This is a genomic window from Empedobacter sp. UBA5528, from assembly GCF_002426075.1.
GTDB classification, from domain to species: domain Bacteria; phylum Bacteroidota; class Bacteroidia; order Flavobacteriales; family Weeksellaceae; genus Empedobacter; species Empedobacter falsenii_B.
On sequence record NZ_DINY01000047.1, the window covers coordinates 36,738 to 58,298 of the forward strand.

General features: G+C 31.8%; 27 protein-coding genes and 1 pseudogene. 14 read left to right on the top strand and 14 right to left on the bottom strand.

Annotated features, from left to right (window positions below; genetic code table 11):
* Nucleotides 1-22: 22 nt before the first annotated feature.
* From B4L98_RS10760 to B4L98_RS10775, 4 genes and pseudogenes are all read left to right on the top strand, one after another.
* Nucleotides 23-877, top strand: a complete 855-nt coding sequence (locus B4L98_RS10760) for a fructosamine kinase family protein (protein ID WP_286495858.1) — start codon at nucleotides 23-25, stop codon at nucleotides 875-877.
* Nucleotides 878-898: 21 nt separating this feature from the next.
* The gene (gene purB / locus B4L98_RS10765) at nucleotides 899-2,326 is read left to right on the top strand and encodes an adenylosuccinate lyase (protein WP_125349080.1); all 1,428 of its coding nucleotides are present in this window, start codon (nucleotides 899-901) and stop codon (nucleotides 2,324-2,326) included.
* A gap of 88 nt (nucleotides 2,327-2,414) precedes the next feature.
* A pseudogene (locus tag B4L98_RS10770) lies at nucleotides 2,415-2,842 on the top strand (SGNH/GDSL hydrolase N-terminal domain-containing protein); the annotation flags it as partial.
* Nucleotides 2,843-3,481 (top strand): SGNH/GDSL hydrolase family protein, encoded by a 639-nt coding sequence (locus B4L98_RS10775; protein ID WP_286495860.1) that lies wholly within the window; start codon nucleotides 2,843-2,845, stop codon nucleotides 3,479-3,481.
* A gap of 100 nt (nucleotides 3,482-3,581) precedes the next feature.
* Here B4L98_RS10775 and B4L98_RS10780 read toward each other — a convergent pair whose 3' ends face one another.
* Nucleotides 3,582-3,956 (bottom strand): DUF962 domain-containing protein, encoded by a 375-nt coding sequence (locus B4L98_RS10780; RefSeq protein WP_286495861.1) that lies wholly within the window; start codon nucleotides 3,954-3,956, stop codon nucleotides 3,582-3,584.
* A gap of 114 nt (nucleotides 3,957-4,070) precedes the next feature.
* Between B4L98_RS10780 and B4L98_RS10785 the strand changes: the two genes are divergently transcribed.
* The 3 genes from B4L98_RS10785 (at nucleotide 4,071) to B4L98_RS10795 (ending at nucleotide 5,184) form a co-directional block, all read left to right on the top strand.
* Nucleotides 4,071-4,559, top strand: a complete 489-nt coding sequence (locus B4L98_RS10785) for a hypothetical protein (protein ID WP_286495862.1) — start codon at nucleotides 4,071-4,073, stop codon at nucleotides 4,557-4,559.
* Between the two features lie 81 nt (nucleotides 4,560-4,640).
* The gene (locus tag B4L98_RS10790; protein WP_219034673.1) at nucleotides 4,641-4,892 is read left to right on the top strand and encodes a type II toxin-antitoxin system ParD family antitoxin; all 252 of its coding nucleotides are present in this window, start codon (nucleotides 4,641-4,643) and stop codon (nucleotides 4,890-4,892) included.
* Entirely contained in the window at nucleotides 4,885-5,184 is a 300-nt protein-coding gene (locus B4L98_RS10795; protein ID WP_219034672.1) for a type II toxin-antitoxin system RelE/ParE family toxin, read from the top strand. Before B4L98_RS10790 ends, B4L98_RS10795 begins: the two co-directional genes overlap by 8 nt.
* Nucleotides 5,185-5,329: 145 nt before the next feature.
* Here the strand turns inward: B4L98_RS10795 and B4L98_RS10800 are convergent, their stop codons facing one another.
* From B4L98_RS10800 to dnaA, 3 genes are read right to left on the bottom strand one after another with little or no spacing between them, the layout of a single operon-like run.
* Nucleotides 5,330-6,037: an SAM-dependent methyltransferase gene (locus B4L98_RS10800; RefSeq protein WP_286495863.1), complete on the bottom strand. Its 708-nt coding sequence runs from the start codon at nucleotides 6,035-6,037 to the stop codon at nucleotides 5,330-5,332.
* Between the two features lie 9 nt (nucleotides 6,038-6,046).
* Nucleotides 6,047-6,493 (bottom strand): low molecular weight protein-tyrosine-phosphatase, encoded by a 447-nt coding sequence (locus B4L98_RS10805; protein ID WP_291060038.1) that lies wholly within the window; start codon nucleotides 6,491-6,493, stop codon nucleotides 6,047-6,049.
* 18 nt (nucleotides 6,494-6,511) lie between these two features.
* Nucleotides 6,512-7,939, bottom strand: coding sequence for a chromosomal replication initiator protein DnaA (dnaA, locus tag B4L98_RS10810; protein ID WP_286495871.1), 1,428 nt, complete (start codon nucleotides 7,937-7,939; stop codon nucleotides 6,512-6,514).
* Nucleotides 7,940-8,194: 255 nt separating this feature from the next.
* On the opposite strand from dnaA, the gene B4L98_RS10815 reads away from it, so the two are divergent.
* From B4L98_RS10815 to B4L98_RS10825, 3 genes are all read left to right on the top strand, one after another.
* Nucleotides 8,195-8,455: a hypothetical protein gene (locus B4L98_RS10815; RefSeq protein WP_038333588.1), complete on the top strand. Its 261-nt coding sequence runs from the start codon at nucleotides 8,195-8,197 to the stop codon at nucleotides 8,453-8,455.
* A gap of 84 nt (nucleotides 8,456-8,539) precedes the next feature.
* A complete protein-coding gene (locus B4L98_RS10820) occupies nucleotides 8,540-8,968 on the top strand; it encodes an acyl-CoA thioesterase (RefSeq protein WP_125349076.1) in 429 nt (142 codons plus the stop codon).
* A 93-nt stretch (nucleotides 8,969-9,061) separates the two neighbouring features.
* Nucleotides 9,062-9,592, top strand: a complete 531-nt coding sequence (locus B4L98_RS10825) for an adenine phosphoribosyltransferase (protein WP_219035195.1) — start codon at nucleotides 9,062-9,064, stop codon at nucleotides 9,590-9,592.
* A 38-nt stretch (nucleotides 9,593-9,630) separates the two neighbouring features.
* Here the strand turns inward: B4L98_RS10825 and B4L98_RS10830 are convergent, their stop codons facing one another.
* Entirely contained in the window at nucleotides 9,631-10,278 is a 648-nt protein-coding gene (locus tag B4L98_RS10830; RefSeq protein ID WP_286495865.1) for a SanA/YdcF family protein, read from the bottom strand.
* 109 nt (nucleotides 10,279-10,387) lie between these two features.
* Here B4L98_RS10830 and B4L98_RS10835 point away from each other — a divergent pair, with 109 nt between their 5' ends.
* The 3 genes from B4L98_RS10835 to B4L98_RS10845 all read left to right on the top strand — a co-directional run bounded on the left by B4L98_RS10835 (nucleotide 10,388) and on the right by B4L98_RS10845 (nucleotide 11,947).
* The gene (locus B4L98_RS10835) at nucleotides 10,388-11,179 is read left to right on the top strand and encodes a HipA family kinase (protein WP_219035197.1); all 792 of its coding nucleotides are present in this window, start codon (nucleotides 10,388-10,390) and stop codon (nucleotides 11,177-11,179) included.
* Nucleotides 11,157-11,540, top strand: a complete 384-nt coding sequence (locus B4L98_RS10840; protein ID WP_125349073.1) for a DUF3037 domain-containing protein — start codon at nucleotides 11,157-11,159, stop codon at nucleotides 11,538-11,540. The genes B4L98_RS10835 and B4L98_RS10840 overlap by 23 nt, the downstream gene beginning before the upstream one ends.
* A gap of 80 nt (nucleotides 11,541-11,620) precedes the next feature.
* On the top strand, nucleotides 11,621-11,947 hold the full coding sequence (locus B4L98_RS10845; RefSeq protein ID WP_125349072.1) for a single-stranded DNA-binding protein: 327 nt from the start codon (nucleotides 11,621-11,623) through the stop codon (nucleotides 11,945-11,947).
* 77 nt (nucleotides 11,948-12,024) lie between these two features.
* Here B4L98_RS10845 and B4L98_RS10850 read toward each other — a convergent pair whose 3' ends face one another.
* The 9 genes from B4L98_RS10850 to B4L98_RS10890 form a co-directional block, all read right to left on the bottom strand.
* A complete protein-coding gene (locus B4L98_RS10850) occupies nucleotides 12,025-13,248 on the bottom strand; it encodes an aminotransferase class V-fold PLP-dependent enzyme (protein WP_257468255.1) in 1,224 nt (407 codons plus the stop codon).
* Nucleotides 13,249-13,384: 136 nt separating this feature from the next.
* Nucleotides 13,385-14,704 carry a Fe-S cluster assembly protein SufD gene (gene sufD / locus B4L98_RS10855; protein WP_219035198.1) on the bottom strand — a complete coding sequence of 440 codons (1,320 nt, stop codon included), beginning with the start codon at nucleotides 14,702-14,704 and terminating at the stop codon, nucleotides 13,385-13,387.
* A 78-nt stretch (nucleotides 14,705-14,782) separates the two neighbouring features.
* Nucleotides 14,783-15,538 carry a Fe-S cluster assembly ATPase SufC gene (gene sufC, locus B4L98_RS10860; protein WP_219035199.1) on the bottom strand — a complete coding sequence of 252 codons (756 nt, stop codon included), beginning with the start codon at nucleotides 15,536-15,538 and terminating at the stop codon, nucleotides 14,783-14,785.
* Between the two features lie 39 nt (nucleotides 15,539-15,577).
* Complete coding sequence (locus tag B4L98_RS10865) at nucleotides 15,578-15,922, bottom strand: four helix bundle protein (RefSeq protein ID WP_219035200.1); 345 nt, start codon at nucleotides 15,920-15,922, stop codon at nucleotides 15,578-15,580.
* A gap of 44 nt (nucleotides 15,923-15,966) precedes the next feature.
* Entirely contained in the window at nucleotides 15,967-17,424 is a 1,458-nt protein-coding gene (gene sufB / locus B4L98_RS10870; RefSeq protein WP_114999857.1) for a Fe-S cluster assembly protein SufB, read from the bottom strand.
* 4 nt (nucleotides 17,425-17,428) lie between these two features.
* Nucleotides 17,429-18,283 (bottom strand): hypothetical protein, encoded by an 855-nt coding sequence (locus B4L98_RS10875; protein ID WP_221854567.1) that lies wholly within the window; start codon nucleotides 18,281-18,283, stop codon nucleotides 17,429-17,431.
* A gap of 1 nt (nucleotide 18,284) precedes the next feature.
* Nucleotides 18,285-18,614: a HesB/IscA family protein gene (locus B4L98_RS10880; protein ID WP_180906272.1), complete on the bottom strand. Its 330-nt coding sequence runs from the start codon at nucleotides 18,612-18,614 to the stop codon at nucleotides 18,285-18,287.
* 119 nt (nucleotides 18,615-18,733) lie between these two features.
* Nucleotides 18,734-19,705: a tryptophan--tRNA ligase gene (trpS, locus tag B4L98_RS10885; protein ID WP_286495867.1), complete on the bottom strand. Its 972-nt coding sequence runs from the start codon at nucleotides 19,703-19,705 to the stop codon at nucleotides 18,734-18,736.
* 111 nt (nucleotides 19,706-19,816) lie between these two features.
* A complete protein-coding gene (locus B4L98_RS10890) occupies nucleotides 19,817-20,473 on the bottom strand; it encodes a hypothetical protein (protein WP_286495869.1) in 657 nt (218 codons plus the stop codon).
* A 64-nt stretch (nucleotides 20,474-20,537) separates the two neighbouring features.
* Here B4L98_RS10890 and B4L98_RS10895 point away from each other — a divergent pair, with 64 nt between their 5' ends.
* On the top strand, nucleotides 20,538-21,536 hold the full coding sequence (locus tag B4L98_RS10895) for an energy transducer TonB (protein ID WP_291047510.1): 999 nt from the start codon (nucleotides 20,538-20,540) through the stop codon (nucleotides 21,534-21,536).
* The last annotated feature ends 25 nt before the right edge of the window (nucleotides 21,537-21,561 follow it).

Sequence of the window (21,561 nt, forward strand, 5' to 3'; positions counted from 1 at the left end):
TATAACTTTATGAGATATTTTTATGAACGAAATTTTAGTACGATTAAAACAATTGAATTTAGGTATAGATTCTATCGTCCCGATGAAAGGTGGTGATATTAACGATGCTTTTCGATTAGAATCGTTTGATAAAAAATATTTTTTAAAGGTAAATTCCGCAAACAACTTTCCTCATCTTTTCAAGAAAGAAGCACGTGCTTTAGAAGCCATCAAAAAGACCAAAACATTTTCGGTTCCGAAAGTGGTAAATGTTGGCGAAGCTGGAAAAGATTTTCAATATTTATTATTAGAATGGATGGAAACCTCTACTCCAACTGTTGTAAATTGGGAAAACTTAGGAAAAAATTTAGCAAAACTTCATCAAAATACAAGTAAACAATTTGGTTGGTCAGAAGATAATTACATTGCAATTGTCGTTCAGCCGAATAGTTTAACAGATTCTTGGAGCGAATTTTATGCAAAAAATCGCATCATGCCAATGATGAAACTATTGCAAAACAAACAATTAATCAATTCAAAACAAATAAAATCTGCAGAGAGTTTATGTAAACAATTGAATTCGATATTTCCAGAAGAAAAACCTGCTTTATTGCATGGAGATTTTTGGAATGGAAATATTTTAGCCAACAAAAAAGGCGAATTCTCGGTTATAGATCCTGCAATTTATTATGGTCATCGCGAAATGGATTTGGCTATTGCAAAGCTTTTTGGAGGATTTGATGATGTATTTTTTGATGCCTATCACGAAAATAATCCTTTAGCACCAAATTTCGAAGAGCGTTTACCAATTGCACAATTATTTCCATTGCTGATACACGCTTACCTTTTCGAAGGTTATTATGTGAAAGATGTGCAAACCATTTTGAAAAAATTTTAAAAAACAAAACAAACAAATACAATGAACAAGTATCAAAATCCTTTAGAATCGAGATATTGTAGCGACGAAATGCTATATATCTTTTCTCCTGAGAAAAAATTTACAACATGGAGACAGCTTTGGATTGCTTTGGCAGAAATTGAAAAGGAACTTGGATTAGATATTACAGACGAACAAATTCAAGAATTAAAAAATAATGCAACTAATATTGATTATGATGTTGCTGCGGCTTACGAAAAGAAATTTCGTCACGATGTAATGGCTCACGTGCATACGTACGGAGATGTTGCACCAAGCGCAAAAGCAATTATTCATTTAGGCGCTACTTCGGCTTTTGTTGGCGATAACACAGATTTGATTCAGATTCGTGATGGATTTCAACATGTAAAAGGACAATTAATCAATGTGATTGATGGTTTAGCAAAATTTGCGCGTCAATACAAAGATTTACCAACTTTAGGATTTACGCATTTCCAACCAGCACAATTAACAACCGTTGGAAAACGTGCAACACTTTGGTTACAATCTGTTTTATTAGATTTAGAAGAATTAGAATTCAGAATAGATACGTTACGTTTTCGCGGTGTAAAAGGAACAACTGGAACAGCGGCTTCTTTCAAAGAATTATTTGATGGAGATTACCAAAAAGTAAAAACATTAGACAAAAAATTATCTGAACGTTTCGGATTCAAAAATGTTTTTGCAGTTTCAGGACAAACTTACGATCGTAAAATTGATGCTCAAGCATTAGAATTATTATCAAACATTGCACAATCTGCACATAAATTTACAAACGACTTGCGTTTATTACAAAATTTAAAAGAGATTGAAGAACCTTTCGAAAAAAATCAAATTGGATCTTCTGCAATGGCATACAAACGCAATCCTATGCGTTCAGAGCGTATCGCCTCTTTAGCGAAATACGTGATGTCCTTAGCAACTTCTCCTGCAATGGTTGCTTCAACTCAATGGTTCGAAAGAACGTTGGACGATTCGGCTAACAAACGCTTAGCAGTACCTCAAGCATTTTTAGCGATTGATGCAATTTTAATCATTTGGAACAATATTTTAGATGGTTTAGTCGTTTATCCTAAAATCATCGAGAAGCATATCGCGGAAGAATTACCATTTATGGCAACCGAATATATCATTATGGAAGGTGTTAAAAATGGTGGAGATCGTCAAGAATTACACGAAATTATCCGTACACATTCTATGGAAGCTGCAAAACAAGTGAAAATGGAAGGAAAATCTAACGATTTAATTGAACGTATCATTGCCGATGAAAATGTAAAAATTGACAAAGAGAAATTAGTCGAATTATTAGATCCGAAAAACTTTACAGGATTTGCTTCTGAACAAACAGAAGAATTCTTAAAAGATTTGGTTGATCCAATTATCGAAGAAAATAAAACACTTTTAGGCGCTCATACAGACCTTAAAGTGTAAACACGCTTAAGACAAACACATGAAACAAAAAAAAGACTTCCAAATTGGAAGTCTTTTTTTAATTTTAACCTTTAATCAATTATAACCAATGAGAAAATTCTTTCTGTTTTTTGCACTTATTTGTTCTTTTCACGTAGTTGGACAAATCAAATATATCACGAACAAAGAATTTACTGTACAAGGAAAAGCCTTTGATAATACACCTTTTTACCATAGAATCGATACCAACAAATACGCAAATCTTCCTGAAAAAGTAAAAGGTTTATTTACTGCTCCCGCTGGATTATATGTTATATTCAAATCGAATACTTCACAAATAAAACTGGATTGGACAACTCGTTCTACTTATTTGGGCGCGAATACAACTGGAATTATGGCGCGTGGGTTTGATTTGTATATCAAAGAAAACGGAAAGTGGATTTTTGCAGGTGCGGCTTTACCAAATCAGCAAAATATCAAAAGTGAATTGATATCGTCAAGAATTTATCAAAGACAGAAAAGGAATTCATACTTTATTTGCCACTTTGGAACGAAATTACAGATTTAAAAATAGGAATTGATGCTTCCGCTAATTTTATCAATCAACCGATTGCGTATAAAAAGAAAATCGTGGTTTATGGTTCAAGCATTGTGCAAGGTGCTTCGGCAAGTCGTCCTGGAATGAATTATCCTTCTATTTTAACACGAAAAACAGGCTATGAATTCATTAATCTTGATTTGAGTGGAAGTGCAAAAATTGAAATTGAATTGGCTGAAATGATCAAAGATATTCAAGGGGTTGATTTGTTTATCTTGGATTGTGTTCCAAATAGTTCACCCGAAGAGATCAAAAGTAGAACAATTCCGTTCGTCAAATTACTCCGAAAATATCATCCAAAAACACCAATCTTGATGGTAGAAAGCTTGATTCGACCAATGAGTAAATTTGATTTAATCGCTCACGAAGATATGACAAGACAAAATCAAACCTATCGAGCCCAATACGATGCGTTGATAAAAGAAGGCATAAAAGATTTGTATTTATTGAAAGGTGATAATTTAATTGGTTCGGATAACGAAGGTTCTACAGACGGAATTCATCCAAATGATTTAGGTTTTAGCAGATTATCAGAGGCCATTGAGAAAAAAGTAAATGAAATTTTGAGTAAGAAATAGATTAATACTTTATACCAACTTTTCTCAAAATAAAACCTAACAACCAAATAGGACCAACCAACAAAAATTGTAAATCTTTGAGAAAACTTGGCTTCTTCCCTTATATTTTGTGTCCAACGAATTGTAAAATCCACGTGATAATAAATACTACCAAATAAACTAACCAAGATTTTGTACCGAATTGCACATTGCACAACGAAATAAAATATTCCATAATCAACATTAGAAAAATCATAATGAAACCAACGACAACCGATAATCTAAAATAAAATATTGAAACAATAACCAATGCAATGATTGAAGCTATACTGATATAACCAAAGTTCTGAACATACAAATGCGGCGCTGGAATGTAGGATATAAAACCAAGAATCGTCCAAAAGATTAAAGGAACACAAATCCAATGAATAGTTTTGTTTGTTCCATTTTGATGACTTTCTCCATATTCACTAAAAAGTTGTTCTATTTTTCTCATATTGGATGATTTTAACTTAAATATAGGTTGAATTTGTTTGATTATTAAACTTTAAAACCAAAATTATAGTTGTAAATTTGAATATAACTTGAAATATCTTACAAAATCCAATTAATGTTTACAAAAATTATAAATGTATTTGCAATACTATTTGGTATCACACTCTTTACCCTACTAACTTATATTTTTTATAATCAAGCTTCTAAAGATTTATCTAAATATTCGCAAGTTGAAGGTATAATAACAAATAAAGGTATTATAAATTCAAACAAAAATTCTAAAATATTCTTTTTAAAACTTTCTAATTATCCTCAAAATCTCGCAGTATACAAAATGACTAAAAATTATTCAGAGCTTGATAATAATATTAGTCACGGTGACAAAGTAAAAGTATATTTTTCACCTTCAAATTCTAATAAAAATAACTTGGATATAGTTCAAATAGAGAAAGAAAATAAAATTTTATTAAGTTATAATACGCACAAAACCACCTACTATTTTTTAACCGGAATAACTACAATCGCTACATTATGTATCATTTTAATGACAGTTTATTATATAAAAAGAAATAAAATTGAGAATCCTATACCACCTATTTTCTAAATAAAACAAATTCAATATTAAAACATTAGCAATAGTTACCAAAATTTGGTAACTTTATTTTATTAAACTAAATAAGACGTTATGGGACGAAATACATCTGTTTCTTTGGGAAATTATTTTGAAGAATTTGTTGATACAAAAGTCTCTCAAGGAAGATACAAAAATGCAAGTGAGGTTATTAGAGCTGGTTTGAGACTTTTGGAAGAAGAAGAAGATAAAATTCAGTTATTGAAAAATTCGATACAAGAAGGTATAGATAGTGGAATTGCAGAGGATTTTGATGCAAAAAAACACCTCGAAACTTTGAAAGCCAAAATAAAAAATAATGGCTAAGTATTTCTTGACAAATAAAGCTGTTGAAGATCTTTCGAAAATATATGAATATACGTTTGAATTGTGGTCACAGAATCAAGCGGATAAATATTATGAAGAACTAATCAATTTTTGTCAGTTATTAGCCGAAAACCCCATGATTGGAAGAAATTATAGTGAGATTAATTCTGAACTTTACGGATTTTTAGCCAATCAACACATTATCTTTTATAGAATTCTAACTAAAGATGAAATTGAAATAACAAGAATTCTCGGTGCGGAAATGGATTTGAAGAATCGTATAAAAGAATAAACTTTTTAATTTTCTCACTTCAACTATTTTCACCGCAAAAAACGATTATACGAGAAAGCCAACTTTTTCAAGTTGGCTATTTTATTTACTTTGGATAAACGACTCGTGAAAAGCAACACGAAGTGTTGATCTATATTATAAAATTTTAAGCTTGCATCACAAAAATAGCAGGACGTTTATGAAAATCATACTTTTCATTTTTCCACTCTTTGATCGATAACGTGCGGATATCTTCGTCCTCTAATGTAATGTGGCACGCGACACAAATCTTGGTTTCGGCACGAAGAATCTTCGTTAAATCGTCTACCATTTGATTGTTACGATAAGGCGTTTCCATAAAAATTTGAGCAATTCCCGTTTTCGCGCTTTCAGCTTCCAAATGCGCTAATTTCTTTTTACGTTCTGTTTTATCGATTGGTAAATAACCGTGAAAAGCAAAGTTTTGACCATTCATTCCAGAAGCCATTAACGCCAACAAAATCGACGATGGACCAACCAAAGGAACTACCTGGATGCGTTTCTGTTGCGCAACTTTTACCAACTGCGCACCCGGATCTGCAACCGCAGGCAAACCAGCTTCGGAAATAATTCCGATCGTTTTGTTTTGATCAAATAATTTGATCAAATCTAACATTTCTTCTGGCTCTGTATCTTTGTTTAGAATGTAAATATCTAAATCGGCTTGAACTTTTTCGGGGCAAACTTGTTTGATAAATTTACGTGCAGATTTTTCGTTTTCTACCACAAACGTATCAATTGCTCGAATAATGTCAAGATTGTATAAAGGCAATACTCTACTGTGTTCGCTTTCACCTAAAAGTGAAGGAATCAAATAAACTTTAGCCGTTTTCATTGTATAATTTTAAAGATTATATTTTTTGATGATTCCGTCTGTGGCTTCATCTAATAATTGATAAACATGCTCGAAAGCATCTTCTCCATCGTAGTAAGGATCAGGAACATTTTGCGTTTGCCCTATTCCATCTTTCAAGATCAATTTGATTTTACTTTGCTCCTCTTCGCTTCGAGCTAATTGTTGCAAATTAATTAAATTTTGTTTATCCATTGCAAAGATTAAATCAAACTCATCGAAAAAAATTGGATTGAAAAGCATTGCACGTTGATCAGAAATATCAACACCATATTTTTTAGCAACCGCAACCGAGCGTCTATCTGGTTGTTCACCAACATGCCAATCACCCGTACCAGCAGAATCTACCAAATGATTGTCGCCAACCTTTGATTGTAAAATTCCTTCTGCCAACGGAGAACGACAAATATTACCTAAACAAACCATCAAAATTTTCATTGAAAAAATATTTATAGATTAATCTGAAATTTTACGTGAAATATCTTCAATATAACCACGAAATTGCTTGTCCGTTTCTTGTAAATTTTTCACTGTTTTACAAGCGTGTAAAACTGTTGCGTGATCACGTTTACCGATTTGTGTTCCAATACTTGCCAAAGACGCTTTTGTATATTGTTTTGCAAAATACATTGCTAATTGACGCGCTTGTACGACATCACGTTTACGTGTTTTTGACTGAATATCTTCAATCTTCACTTTAAAGTATTCACAAACTGTTTTCTGAATGTAATCAATCGAGATTTCTTTGCGAGCTGTTTGTACTAATTTAGATAACGTACGTGATGTTAAATCTAAGGTAATTTCACGTTTATTCAACGTTGCTTGCGCAATGATTGAGTTTAATGAACCTTCTAATTCACGCACATTTGTATCAATATTTTGTGCGATATAATCCATTACTTCATCAGGAAATTCGATACCATCGTTTTCTAATTTTTGTTTCAAAATTGAAAGACGTGTATTGTAATCAGGGTTTTGCAAATCGGCTGATAATCCCCATTTGAAACGAGAAATTAATCGATCTTCCATATCTTGAATATCTGCTGGAGATTTATCCGAAGTCAAAATAATCTGATTTCCTCTTTGATGTAAATGGTTAAATATATGGAAAAAAACTTCTTGCGTTTTTGCTTTTCCAGATAAAAACTGAATATCATCCATAATCAAAACATCAATCATTTGATAAAAGTGAATGAAATCATTTTGATTATTATTTTTTACAGCTTCAATAAATTGTTGTGTAAATTTCTCAGTTGAAACATACAAAACAGTTTTCTCTGGGTGTAAATCTTTTACTTCTAAACCTATCGCATGCACCAAATGAGTTTTTCCTAACCCTACTCCACCATAGATGAATAGTGGATTGAACGAAGTTCCTCCTGGGCGTTTGGCAATCGCACGACCAGCCGCACGTGCTAATCGGTTTGATTCTCCTTCGATAAAATTATTGAATGTATAATTATGATTTAATTGCGAATCAATTTTTAATTTTTGCAATCCTGGAATAACGAAAGGATTCATCATTTTACCAGCTTGCAAATTAATTGGCGCTTCTACCTCTTGTGGGCGAGGTTTTTCTTTGTTCGAACTTGGAATACGTACCGTGAATGGCTCACGTCCTTGCGACTTTTGATCCATCAAAATACTGTATACCAATTTTGCATCAGAACCTAATTCTTTTTGTAAGGCACTTTTTAAAATTTTGATATAATGCTCCTCTAACCATTCGTAAAAAAATTTACTTGGTACTTGTATTGTTAAAACATTATTATTTAGTTTGCCCGGACGTATCGGTACAAACCAAGTATTGAAGGCATCTTCTGCAATGTTGTCTTTTATAAAAGACAAGCATTTTTCCCACACAGAATTTGCAGTTATCGTCATAATATTGTCCAAAAGTGCTTAAGTTTTAATGTAAAATACTGAAAGTCAATGTTAAATTTTCATCAACCCTTCTCTACAAAATTGTGAACAAATTTTGAATAAAAAAAATGATTTAGGTATTGATATATTAAAAAATACTTTGTATAATTAAAAATAATCAATAAGTAGTTTTAGATAAAATAAAAATACTGCAAAGATAATCTTTTCGGACATATTTTGGCTTATAAAACTATTAATTCTTATTTTTGTATCACTATGGAAATTACACAAGAAAAAATTGACTTCGCAATTATCAAAGTAGAAAATCATTTAAATGATTTGGGCATCAAAAATAATTTTTCTCTTTTACGAATTGAACAAGGTGAAGAAAAAAATGTAAGGACTTTTTATTATGAAATAGCAAATCCTACTTTCAAAACAATTATTCAAATTCAATATGATTTCTTAAAAGAAGAGCAAAAAGATTCTTCGCAAACTTCTTTTAGTTGGATGGATTACAAAAAAATTACTGAATAGACTTTTTCATTTTTTATATAATTAATGATAAAGTCTTTTTTTTGTTCTCTACTTTTGAAGATTAAAATGATGTTTTAGAAAATTATGGAGAAGATAGAAGAAACCGAACAATTAAATGTTTTTCGCACCAAAACTCGTATTCTATATAAACACACCGATCAAATGAAAGTGGTTTATTATGGAAATTATCCTGAGTTTTATGAAATTGGTCGTGTAGAATTGATGCGCAAACGTGGTTTTCCTTATGCTGAATTGGAAGCAATGGGAATTCAGATGCCAATTATTGAAATGCATACAAAATATATTGGTAGCGCTTTGTACGATGAATTAATCGAAATTGAAACAACAGTTCATGAGCGTGACAAAGGTGTTCGCATTCGATTTGATTACAATATATATAATGAAGTGGGAAAAATAATTAATCAAGGATACACTATTTTATGTTGTATTGATGCCGAAACTCGTCGTCCTGTTCGTATTCCAGAACGTATTTGGACAAGTTTAGGTTTATAATATTATTTAGAATCATTAATTATTCGTTAAAACAAATTCTTGCAAATGATTTCTCATTAAATTTGTTCCTTAACAAAACATGATTAAAAACGAATGTCAACACTTCAAGAAAAAATCAATCAAACGATTGTAGACGTTATCGATTTTCCAAAAGAAGGAATTGTCTACAAAGACATTACTCCATTGTTCTTAAATTCTGAACTTTCGAATGAAATTGTAGACGCTTTTGTAGAAAAAGCAAAAGGTAAAGTGGATATTGTTTGTGGAATTGAAAGCCGTGGATTTTTGTACGGAATTCAGATTGCACAAAAATTAAAAGTTCCTTTTGTATTAATTCGTAAAGCTGGTAAATTACCTCCTCCAACAATTAGTCAATCTTATGATTTGGAATATGGACAAGCAACTATCGAAGTAAATTCGAATTACATCAAAGATGGTGCGCGAGTTCTAATTCACGACGATGTTTTAGCAACTGGTGGAACTGCCGAAGCTTGTGCTAAATTGGTAGAAAAATGTGGTGGAAAAACAACACAGTTTTCTTTTATTGTTGATTTAACTTTCCTACATGGTAAAGATAAATTAACATCTTTTACAACTGATATTGTTACTTTAACAGAATATTAAACTAAAAACTCCGCTCAAAATTTTGAGCGGAGTTTTTTTTATTTTTTAGGCGCTATAATCACTTCTGGCGCTCTTTCATTACCAATATCCAACAAAGCTTTTATATTCGCTAAAATTTCTCTAAAACTCTGTTTACCTTCCGTTTTATAAGGTCCGCTATCCGCATTATATCCAATACAATCCAATCCGAAAACTTTTCCTAAGAAAAGCGCTCTTTTGAGATGATAAGATTGAGAAATTAAAATCACTTTATCAAATTGATAAATATTTTTGGTTCTGTAGATTGTGCTATATGTATCCAAACCTGCTCCATCTAGATAAGTATCTTCAATTTTGACACCTCTATCCAACAAGTATTTTTCCATCACATCAATTTCATTAAAATTCTCGTGAAGTTTTTCTCCAGAAAGTAAAATTACATCCACTTGATCCTCTTTGTAAAGTCGAATTGCAGCATCCAAACGATCTTTCAAAAAACGAGTTGGTTGTCCATTAGCTTGCACTTTTGCACCAAAAACAACTGCCACACGATAATCTGACGGAATATTTCCTTGATAATTGTAAATGTAATACGAAGTAAAAACTTGAATAATCAATGCAACGATCAAAGTAAAAACCGCTATTAATCCAGCGATAAACATACTTTTACGCATTACAAATCTTCCTATTTTTACAAGTTTACTCAACTATCTTTTGTTTTAAAAAATTTTAACATTCAACAGTCTATAAGTTTAGTGATATTTAAAAATTATAAATGTGAAAATTATTTTAAATTTTTCATCGTAATTTTAGAGAATGAATGAGATTGAGTTAAGAACAGTTACCGTTGAACGCTATTTGCAACCTTTGCGCGAAGGTGGTTCTTTGCCTGCACTAGCTGATGCAGATGACGGTTTTAAATATGTTTTAAAATTTAAAGGTGCTGGTCATGGTCCTCGCATGCTGATTTCTGAATTATTAGGAGGAGAAATTGCACGTGTTTTAGGATTTAAAGTTCCTGAATTAGTTTTTGCAAATTTGGACGAATATTTTGGTCAATCCGAAGCTGATGAAGAAATTCAGGATTTGTTAAAATTTAGCGAAGGAACTAATTTGGCTTTGCATTATTTATCTGGTGCAATCAATTATGATCCTGCTGTAATGAAAATTGATGATAAATTATCTTCTCAAATTGTTTGGTTAGATGCTTTTTTGACGAATGTTGATCGTACTTTTCGCAATACAAATATGTTAATGTGGCACAAAGAATTGTGGTTGATTGATCATGGTGCTTCCTATTATTTTCATCATTCGTGGGACAATTGGGAAAAAGCAGCTCTTGCACCCTTTACGCCAATTAAAGACCATGTTCTATTGAAAAATGCTACAAAACTTGAAGAAGTTGATACAGAATTTAAAGCGATTTTGAATGATGAAATCATTGATAAAATTGTCGATTTGATTCCTGATGAATGGTTAGAAACAGAAGTTACACATGCTACTCACGAAGAAATGAGAACGGTTTACAAAACATTTATCAAAACACGATTACAACATTCCGAACTTTTTATAAACGAAGCGAATAATGCCAGAAAAAATCTTATATGAGTATGCAATTCTTCGTTTGGTTCCTAAAGTTGAACGCGAAGAGTTTATCAATGTTGGAGTAATTTTATTTTCGAAAAAAGAAGATTATTTGAAAGTAAAATATTTTATTAATGATAGTAGAATCAATGCTTTTTGCCACGAATTAGATCTTGATTTTATTGACAGTAATTTGAATGCTTTGTCTAAAATTGCCGAAGGAATTCATCCCGAATCTGCTGTATCTAATTTCGAAACCCCTGAACGTTTTCGTTGGTTAACAGCTGTCAGAAGTTCGTCTATCCAAAGTTCTCGTCCGCATCCTGGTAAAACAACAAACCTTGATAAAACCTTGGATCAATTATATAAAGAACATGTTTTATAAAAGTTAAACGCTTAAAAACGAATGTTTTAAAAATATTTTCTTAAATTTGGTCATACATTAATTTTAAATTATTTATCGCCATGAGTACATTAAGAAACAAAGTTCAGCTAATTGGGAATGTTGGTAGCAATCCTGATGTTAAAACATTAGAAAACGAAAAGAAGTTTACAAAATTTAGTCTAGCAACGAACGAAAGCTACACAAATAGCAAAGGTGAGAAAGTTCAGCAAACGACGTGGCACAATTTAGTTGCTTACGGACCAATTGTAAATGTGATCGAAAAACATGTAGAAAAAGGGAAGCAACTTGCTATAGAAGGCAAATTGACTTACCGAGATTATCAAGATAAAGATGGTCAACAAAAAACGATTACAGAAATTATAATTGATGAAATTGTACTTCTTTAGCGTTTAAAATAAAAGGGAAACAGTGATGTTTCCCTTTTATTATTTTATAAGATTCCAAAATAAATTTGGAATATGAATTATCCTAACATTCGAATCGCGGTTTTTAGACCTTCAATAAATGTATCTATTTCTTCTTTTGTATTATAAACAGCGAATGAAGCTCGTACCGTTCCCGGAATATTGAAATGCTGCATAATTGGTTGTGCACAATGATGACCAGTACGAACAGCAATTCCTTTTTTATCCAAAATCATTCCGACATCAGATGAATGAACGCCGTCAAATTTTAAGTTGAAAGAAACTGCGCCAGAATGTTCTGCATCTTTTGCATAAATCTCCACTTCATCAAATTCTGATAGACGTTGAATTGTATAATCTACCAATTCTTTTTCGTAATCGTGAATCGTTTGCATTCCAATAGAATTGATAAAATCTACCGCAGCTCCAAGTCCGATAATTCCTGCAATATCTGGTGTACCAGCTTCGAATTTGAAAGGTAAACAAGCGTATGTTGAAACCTCCATTGTTACATCTTTTATCATCTCTCCTCCTCCGTGGAAAGGTGGTAATTCATTCAAAATATCTTCTTTTCCATACAAAATACCGATTCCAGTTGGACCGTACATTTTATGACCAGAAAAAACCAAGAAATCACAATCCATTGCTTGAACATCAATTGCAGTATGTGGAGCAGATTGTGCCGCATCAATCAAAACCCAAGCACCTTTTGCATGCGCTTTTTCGATAATTGTTTTGATCGGATTTACAACACCTAATGCATTTGAAACTTGATTAACACAAACTAATTTGGTTTTATCTGTCAATAAATCATCCAACTTCTCAATATCCAAAATACCTTCTGCAGTTAACGGAATATATTTTAGTTTAGCACCAGTTCGCTGACACAACAATTGCCAAGGAACGATATTAGAATGATGCTCGATTTCGGTAATAATAATTTCATCATCGGCTGATAAAACATTACGAAGTGAATTAGAAACTAAATTAATTCCTTCCGTCGTTCCACGCGTAAAAATAATTTCGTAATCGTGTTTCGCATTGATAAATTTCTGAATCTTACGACGCGATTCTTCCATCAAATCTGTTGCTTCTTGACTTAATGTATGAATTCCACGATGTACATTTGCATTGTACTTTTCGTAATATTCGTCCAAAACATCTAAAACAACTTTCGGTTTTTGAGAAGTTGCACCATTATCTAAATAAACCAATGGTTTTCCGTTGACTTCTCTATTTAAAATTGGAAATTGACTTCTTATTTGTTGAATATCTATTGACATTTTTTTAAGTTTTGAGTAATGAGTTATGAGTGATGTGTAATAAAAAAGTAAGTATTCAAAATAGTTTCAAATACTTACTTTATATTTCAAAATAAGTTCAACTTAAAACTTATTACTTATAACTCAGAACTATATTTTATAATTCGAAATCTAAACTAACTCCTAATTTTTTTGCAATTATAGAGTTAACTCGATTTGAGATTTGTGGAATTTGTACATGTCGCAAAGCGTCTGCAGCAAAGGCATACAATAACATTGCTTTCGCTTCTTTCTTTGGAATACCACGTTGTTGCATATAGAACAAAGATTCTTCTTCTAATTGTCCAACTGTACATCCGTGCGAACATTTTACATCATCAGCAAAAATCTCTAATTGAGGTTTTGTATTAATTGAAGCTCCATCAGATAATAAAACATTATTATTTTGTTGGAATGCATTCAATTTTTGCGCTTCTTTGTGAACATAGATTTTACCATTGAAAACTCCTTGCGCTTTCTCATCATAAATTCCTTTGTACAATTCGTGCGACTCACAATTCGGGAAATTATGCTCCACAAATGTATGATGATCGATATGTTGTTTTCCATCAATCACCGTAATTCCGTCCATTACAGAGTTACAATTTTCTCCATTTTGGAAGAAATTCAAATTGTTACGTACAATTTTTCCTCCAAAAGCAAACGTAAATACATTGGCACGAGAATCTCTTTCTTGATTGATGTATGTATTATCAACTAAAGAAGCATCGTTAGAATCATTTTGGAATTTGTACCAATGAATCTCAGAATTACGTCCAACATTCACCTCCGAAACAACATTTGTTAAGTTTGCTTTTTCGTCTAATGTTTGATGTCTTTCGATAATTTGAACTTGCGCATTATCTCCAACTACAACCAAATTACGTGGTTGATACATCGCTTCTTGAGAAGCTCCTGTTGAGAAATAAACAATCTGAATTGGCTTAGATAAAATTACATTATTTGGAACATAAATGTAAGCTCCATCTTTTGCAAAAGCTGTATTTAAAGCAACTAAACTTTCACCTTTTTTCGCAATTTTTCCGTAATAATTCTCAATTACAGCTTGATGAGTTGTTTTATGCATTGCGCTTGACAAGACACAAATATCAGCTTCATCATGTGTTGTATTTGACAAAAACGAAGAATATTTTCCATTAATGAATACGATTGTGTACGTATCGATATCATTAATCAAATATTTCTTGATGTCTTTGTACTCAATTGCAACTTCGTCTTCTGGGAACAATTTGTAATCCACCTTCAACAAAGGAGCAAGATTTGTATATTTCCATTCTTCGTCTTTACGTGTCGGAAAACCTTTTTGATTAAAGATTTCGATGGCTTCTTGACGTAAACCTTCGATTTCTTTATTCACTTTGTTTTTTTCGTTGAACACTAAATGACGAGAAACTAAATTTTCTTTTAAATCAATCATTTTAGATATTGTATTAATGTATTATGTAAGAAGTAAAAAGTACTTTGGACTTAATACATTTTACATTTTACAAAATGTTTAGATTCCTGCTTCTTCTTTTACCCAGTCGTAACCTTTTGCTTCTAATTCTAAAGCTAATTCTTTACCACCAGATTTAATGATTTTTCCGTCTGCTAAAACGTGTACAAAATCAGGAACGATATAGTCTAATAAACGTTGGTAGTGTGTAATTACTAACACTCCATTGTTTTCATTTTTGAATTCGTTTACACCATCCGCAACAATACGTAAAGCATCAATATCTAAACCAGAATCAGTTTCATCTAAGATGGCTAATTTTGGGTTTAACATTAACATTTGGAAAATTTCGTTACGTTTTTTCTCACCTCCAGAGAAACCTTCGTTAAGCGAACGAGATAAGAAATCTTTTTTGATTCCTAATAATTCAGCTTTTGCACGAATTTCTTTCAACATTTCAGAAGCTCCCATTTCTTCTAAACCTTGCGCTTTACGCGTTTCGTTGATAGAAGTTTTGATGAAGTTTGTTACAGAAACTCCAGGAATTTCGATTGGATATTGGAAAGACATAAAAATTCCTTTTTGTGCTCTTTCTTCTGGTGCTAATTCTAAGATTGATTCATTATCAAACTCGATATCACCATCGGTTACTTCGTAATCTTCTTTACCTGTAATAACGTTAGATAAAGTTGATTTTCCTGCACCATTAGGTCCCATAATCGCGTGAACTTCACCTGGATTAATTTGAAGGTTTAAACCTTTTAAAATTTCGCGCTCTTCGATACGAGCATGTAAGTCTTTTATATTTAATAACATAATCTAATTTGTAAATTAGTTAATGTGATAATTCTTTAATTATCTTGATTTTGATGTACTTATAATTTTATTCACAATTTTAGAAATGTTTACCAATTTATCAGATAAACTTTCTGTATTTGGATAATTTTTAGATAATTGACATAATTCTAACCAATACTTGGTTTCATCAATTTCTTTTGCTGCAATCTTAAACTTGTGAATAAAATCATTCAAGCTTTCAGCGTTTTGAGCTTCTCTAATATTTGCTCCTATTGAAGTTCCTGATTTTAATAATTGATTTGAAATAACAAATTTCTTATCCAATTCAAGTTCTTCACAATATTCTATAATTAATAGTGAAAATTCTAAAGTTAATTTTAAAATGATATTATCTTTTTCCATCATTAACTCATTAACAAATTATCACATCAACTCATTATTAATAACTATCCTACAGAACCTTCTAATGAGATTTCTAATAATTTTTTCGCTTCAACGGCAAACTCCATTGGTAATTTGTCTAATACTTCGCGGCTAAATCCGTTTACGATTAATGCAATCGCTTTTTCAGTATCGATACCACGTTGATTACAATAGAACAATTGATCTTCACCAATTTTAGAAGTTGTTGCTTCGTGTTCTAATTGAGCCGATTTATTTTCGATTTCGATGTAAGGGAAAGTATGCGCACCACACTCGTTACCCATCAACAATGAATCACATTGAGAGAAGTTACGTGCTCCTTCAGCGTTTTTCATCACTTTCACCAAACCACGGTAAGAGTTTTGAGATTTACCAGCAGAAATACCTTTCGAAATAATTGTCGATTTCGTATTCTTACCGATGTGAATCATTTTTGTTCCTGTATCCGCTTGTTGATAATTATTTGTTACCGCAATTGAGTAAAACTCACCTACCGAATTATCTCCTTTTAAGATACAAGATGGATATTTCCATGTTACCGCAGAACCTGTTTCAACTTGCGTCCACGATACTTTTGCATTTTTCTCGCAAACTGCACGTTTTGTTACAAAGTTGAAAACTCCACCTTTTCCTTTATCATCACCAGGATACCAGTTTTGTACAGTAGAATATTTGATCTCAGCATCATCCATAATGATTAACTCAACCACAGCAGCGTGTAATTGGTTTTCATCACGCATTGGCGCTGTACAACCTTCTAAATACGAAACATAAGCACCTTCGTCCGCAATTAATAAAGTACGCTCAAACTGTCCTGTTCCTGCAGAGTTGATACGGAAATACGTTGATAATTCCATTGGACAACGAACACCTTTTGGAATATAACAGAATGATCCGTCCGAGAAAACTGCCGAGTTTAAAGCTGCATAAAAGTTATCTGTTGGCGGAACTACTTTACCAATGTATTTTTTCACCAATTCTGGATGTTCTTTAATTGCTTCCGAAATTGACATAAAAATAATTCCTTTTTCTGCTAATGTTTCGCGGAAAGTTGTTTTTACTGAAACTGAATCAAAAACCACATCAATCGCAACTCCAGACAAACGTTTTTGTTCATCTAAAGAAATTCCTAATTTCTCGAAAGTTTTTAATAATTCAGGATCAACTTCGTCTAAACTTGCTAATTCTTTCTTTGGTTTTGGAGCTGCATAATACTGAATAGCCTGAAAATCTGGCTTTTCGTAAGTTACGTTTGCCCATTCTGGTTCTTCCATTTTAACCCAAGCGCGGTAAGCTTCCAAACGCCATTCCGTCATCCACTCAGGCTCCTCTTTTTTGGCTGAAATAGCACGCACGATATCTTCATTCAATCCAACTGGGAATTCTTCATATTCCATTTCAGTCGTCCAACCAAACTCATATTGCTTTTGGCTAGCAAGATCTTCACGTAGATCGTCTTCTGTATATTTTGTGTTACTCATCTTATTATTTATAAAATGTATAGGTAAAATTAAACTGTAAAGGTTGCTGTTTATCAGCTTTATTTCCTAAAAATTTGAATTCTTTTAATCGTTGATTTTGATCTAAAATCACCTCAAATTGTGGTTGATTATTTTTCGAAATCTGATATTTATTTTGAGCAATTAATTTAATTTCTGACCAAGGTCCTTCTACCAAATTAATTTTTTCTGTTTTTTGCGCAACATCTGGTGTATATTCTTTTATTTTGAATGGCACCTGAAATGTCGAATTGCTATAACAAATCTTATTAATGTCTTGACCTAATGATTTTGTAATTCTACAATCGTGCATTAATCGATCTTCGAAACCAATTTTCTGCTCCATATAGGTTTTCTTCAACATCACATCTCCTTCTAACCAAATGATATCAAAAAGTTTATTTCCGTTTTTGACATACATATTTTCTTGGTCATAAAAGAATTGATTTGTTTTTACTTCACTTCCTTTTCTTGCTATTGTTTCGGCAGAAATTACACCATCTTTGTACGTATAACTTACTTTAGTTGGTGTTGCAACCTCATCTGTCAATTCAAAATCAAGAAGATTTCCTGTCGCATCATAATTTGCTTTGTACGCAACTTTTTTGTTTGATGCATTGGTAATGGTGATTGTTTTGATTTTTGATTCGTCTAAATCCAACGCTTTTATAAAAGGTTTTACATTAAACAAACCGAAAAATAGTTGTTCTGAATAAGCTTTATTCAATTTTTTTGAAGATTCGGTTGGTTGAAAAACCATCAAATCTTTTTCTACAATTGTATTTTGTCCAAAAGCAACAAAACCAATCAAAAACGTAACGAATAAAGCTATTTTTTTCATCTTAAACAGCAAAACTTTCTCCACAACCGCACGTGCGCGATGCATTTGGATTATTGAATACGAAACCTTTTCCATTCAATCCTCCTGAATATTCTAATGTCATTCCAACAAGGTATAAAAATGATTTTTTGTCAACCAAAATTCTTACGCCATTGTCGTCAAACAATTTGTCATCTGCACTTTGTTCTTTCGTAAACTCTAAATTATAGTTTAAACCTGAACATCCTCCACTCGTAACTCCTACACGAACAAAAGATTCTTCGATAGAAGTTCCTTCTTCTTGTAAAAGTGATATTATTTTATTTTTTGCTGATTCTGAAACCTTAATCATTTGATTCTAATTTTATATTGCAAAGATACTTATTTAAAATGACTTCAAATAATGAACGATATAAATATTAACAATCGCTTAAGTTATATTATTTATCGCCAACTTACAATTTGATCAAATTACTTCAATCCCAATTTGTTTCGCGTACGTTTCAATACTTTTTGTGCAACATCTCTTGCTTTCAATGCACCATTTTCTAAAAATGCATCCAAAGTCACTTTATCATTCATCAACTCATCAAATTTAGTACGCGCATCAGCATATTTCTCTAAAATTAATTCGTATAAAGTCTGTTTTGCATGACCATATCCGTAACCTCCATTCAAATAATTTTGACGCATTTCCTCTACTTGTTCTGGCGTTGCCAATAATTTGTATAAAGCAAAAACATTGTCTGTATCTGGATTTTTAGGATCTTCTAATGGAGTTGAATCCGTTTCAATCGACATTACTTGCTTGCGCAATTGTTTCTCTGGTAAGAAAATATTGATAAAATTATTTCTTGATTTAGACATTTTGTTTCCATCAGTTCCTGGAATCAACATAATATTTTCATCAATTGCAGCTTGTGGTAAAACAAAAGTTTCTCCCATTTGGTGATTGAATTTTTCGGCAACACTACGTGTAATTTCTAAATGTTGCAATTGATCTTTCCCAACAGGTACAACTTCAGCATCATACAATAAAATATCCGCAGCCATCAAAATTGGATACGTAAATAATCCTGCATTTACATCTGCTAAATAATCTGCTTTATCTTTGAAAGAATGCGCTAAAGTAAGACGTTGAAATGGAAAGAAGTTCAATAAATACCATGTTAATTCTGTTGTTTCAGTCACATCAGATTGACGGTAAAAAACTACTTTCGAAGGATCTAAACCTAATGCCAGCCAAGTTGCAGCCACTTCGTACGTATTTTGTTTTAACACTTCCGCATCTTTAATTTGCGTTAAAGCGTGTAAATCAGCAATAAAAATGAAAGAGTCATTTCCTTCTTTCTCCGTTAATTCGATTGCTGGAGAAATTGCTCCTAAAATATTTCCTAAGTGCGGAGTTCCAGTAGCTTGAACTCCTGTAAGTATTCTTGGCATTTGTTTTAAAATTTAAGAAGCAAAGATAAACTTAATCAACGAAATGCACCAATTGTAACGAGAAGTTTATTTGAATTAATTGACAAGAATGACGAAAAACATATGGATGCACTAAAAAAGCTTTCCAATTTGTCGAAATGGCCAAGAAATTGTGCGACTTAATTTTCTTAAAATAGTTGGAGATTTATAATAACTTACAACTGCAGCACCTAAAACAATATCTCCTGTTTCAGTTTTTATATTCTGACATATAGAAGAATTTGTAAAAGTGAATTCTTTAATTCCATAGCTATCATATTCTAAAGTATAAAAATCTTGATTAATCGGAACCTTTATTTTAAACTCACCATTTTCATTTGTATATACAATATTTTTCGAATTTTTAAGATTTACTGGAATATCATATTCTGGAAAACCATTACCATCATTAATAATTCCTTGCACTACAATCGAATCATTTTCTGTTTGTGCTTTTGTGATAGTTGAAAAGCTTAAAAATCCAACTAAAGAAGAAAGTTGTAACCATCTTTTGGATTGATTAGAAATAGATTTTGAAGCTTCGTATGAATTAAATTGTTCTAAATTTCTGGTTTTAATTTTTACACAAGCGGTAGGATTATCATTCAGAAAAGTTTTTAATTCTTTGAACGAATAATGGTCCAAATTGTGAACACATTTAGAACAAACATCACAAAACTTTTGTTGTGACTCCGCATCCTTCATTTCGTTCCAATTCTGATTGCATTTTTTATCAATTTGTAGCTGCATAAAAATCTACTTTTCAATAAAATTAAACTTTTTTCGAAAATTTTTCAAACCTCAACCAACCTTTTTGCAAAAAGATGAATCTATAAAGAAAAAAGATTCATTAACCTTAAATTATATTGATATGAGTAACAAAGCTTTTTTAGACATTCTTTTCGAAAACCGAAACAAAGAATATGGTGCGTACCAACTAAGACAAGTTGCAAACCACGATTTGATGAAATCTCTTTTTGTTGGGATTGGTATTGTTGCATTAATTACTGGTGGAACTATTTATGCAAATAATAAAACAATGAATAATGAAATAACAAAAAAAGATGATGGTGTAATTGTTATTTTAGATAATGTGACTCCTCCTGATAAAAAAATAGAAGAAGTAACTCCTCCAAAAGAAGATCCACCGATGGAAGAAAAAACAATTCAATTAAAAACAGATCAGGCGAAACATATTATTCCAACTCCAACAGAAAGTCCAAAAGTTGAAGAAACTATAAAATCTGTTGACGAACTAAAAGGAAAAGATTTAGGCGTTTTTAATAGAAATGGTGATAAATCTAATGGACAAGTTGGTGGTGGAGAAGTAAGTGACGAAGGAAATAAAGTAGGTAAACAAAATACGGACATTCCAGAAGGTCCAAAAACTCCAGAACCTAAAAAACCTGATGTTGCAATTTCAGCGAAAAATGCTGCAGTAATGGCAATTTATCCTGGTTGTGAAAGTGAGAGCAAAAAAGGAAATGCAGCTTTAACAAAATGTATGAGTGATAAAATCTCGAAAGAGTTAGGTGGAGAATTAAGTGATTTTGCCGAAACTGCTTCTCGAAATAATATTGGTTCAGCGGTTGCAAAAATGCAATTTATTGTAAACAAAAATGGAGAAATTTCACAAGTAAAACCGTTAAGTGGAAGTAATCAAGATTTAGGCAAAGAAGCTAAATCTGCGTTGGAGCGTATCAATAAACAAATTCTAAGAAAAGGTAAAAAAATAACGCCTGCAAAATTAGAAGATGGTTCGGATGCAAATTTAATCTTTTCAATTCCTGTTAGATTTCAAACAAACGAATAATTAATAATACTTTTCTTTCTGAAAC

Bases quoted from the DNA above. Each gene is read 5' to 3' on its own strand.
- B4L98_RS10865 (WP_219035200.1), bottom strand. From the start codon at position 15,922: ATGGAAAAAGATAATATCATTTTAAAATTAACTTTAGAATTTTCACTA.
- sufC (WP_219035199.1), bottom strand. From the start codon at position 15,538: ATGTTATTAAATATAAAAGACTTACATGCTCGTATCGAAGAGCGCGAA.
- B4L98_RS10880 (WP_180906272.1), bottom strand. From the start codon at position 18,614: ATGATTAAGGTTTCAGAATCAGCAAAAAATAAAATAATATCACTTTTA.
- B4L98_RS10850 (WP_257468255.1), bottom strand. From the start codon at position 13,248: ATGTCAATAGATATTCAACAAATAAGAAGTCAATTTCCAATTTTAAAT.
- B4L98_RS10890 (WP_286495869.1), bottom strand. From the start codon at position 20,473: ATGCAGCTACAAATTGATAAAAAATGCAATCAGAATTGGAACGAAATG.
- B4L98_RS10785 (WP_286495862.1), top strand. From the start codon at position 4,071: ATGTTTACAAAAATTATAAATGTATTTGCAATACTATTTGGTATCACA.
- B4L98_RS10835 (WP_219035197.1), top strand. From the start codon at position 10,388: ATGAATGAGATTGAGTTAAGAACAGTTACCGTTGAACGCTATTTGCAA.
- B4L98_RS10800 (WP_286495863.1), bottom strand. From the start codon at position 6,037: ATGAAAACGGCTAAAGTTTATTTGATTCCTTCACTTTTAGGTGAAAGC.
- B4L98_RS10790 (WP_219034673.1), top strand. From the start codon at position 4,641: ATGGGACGAAATACATCTGTTTCTTTGGGAAATTATTTTGAAGAATTT.
- B4L98_RS10825 (WP_219035195.1), top strand. From the start codon at position 9,062: ATGTCAACACTTCAAGAAAAAATCAATCAAACGATTGTAGACGTTATC.
- B4L98_RS10875 (WP_221854567.1), bottom strand. From the start codon at position 18,283: ATGAAAAAAATAGCTTTATTCGTTACGTTTTTGATTGGTTTTGTTGCT.
- sufD (WP_219035198.1), bottom strand. From the start codon at position 14,704: ATGATTGATTTAAAAGAAAATTTAGTTTCTCGTCATTTAGTGTTCAAC.
- sufB (WP_114999857.1), bottom strand. From the start codon at position 17,424: ATGAGTAACACAAAATATACAGAAGACGATCTACGTGAAGATCTTGCT.
- B4L98_RS10780 (WP_286495861.1), bottom strand. From the start codon at position 3,956: ATGAGAAAAATAGAACAACTTTTTAGTGAATATGGAGAAAGTCATCAA.
- B4L98_RS10795 (WP_219034672.1), top strand. From the start codon at position 4,885: ATGGCTAAGTATTTCTTGACAAATAAAGCTGTTGAAGATCTTTCGAAA.
- B4L98_RS10845 (WP_125349072.1), top strand. From the start codon at position 11,621: ATGAGTACATTAAGAAACAAAGTTCAGCTAATTGGGAATGTTGGTAGC.
- B4L98_RS10805 (WP_291060038.1), bottom strand. From the start codon at position 6,493: ATGAAAATTTTGATGGTTTGTTTAGGTAATATTTGTCGTTCTCCGTTG.
- dnaA (WP_286495871.1), bottom strand. From the start codon at position 7,939: ATGACGATAACTGCAAATTCTGTGTGGGAAAAATGCTTGTCTTTTATA.
- B4L98_RS10820 (WP_125349076.1), top strand. From the start codon at position 8,540: ATGGAGAAGATAGAAGAAACCGAACAATTAAATGTTTTTCGCACCAAA.
- B4L98_RS10840 (WP_125349073.1), top strand. From the start codon at position 11,157: ATGCCAGAAAAAATCTTATATGAGTATGCAATTCTTCGTTTGGTTCCT.
- B4L98_RS10815 (WP_038333588.1), top strand. From the start codon at position 8,195: ATGGAAATTACACAAGAAAAAATTGACTTCGCAATTATCAAAGTAGAA.
- purB (WP_125349080.1), top strand. From the start codon at position 899: ATGAACAAGTATCAAAATCCTTTAGAATCGAGATATTGTAGCGACGAA.
- trpS (WP_286495867.1), bottom strand. From the start codon at position 19,705: ATGCCAAGAATACTTACAGGAGTTCAAGCTACTGGAACTCCGCACTTA.
- B4L98_RS10760 (WP_286495858.1), top strand. From the start codon at position 23: ATGAACGAAATTTTAGTACGATTAAAACAATTGAATTTAGGTATAGAT.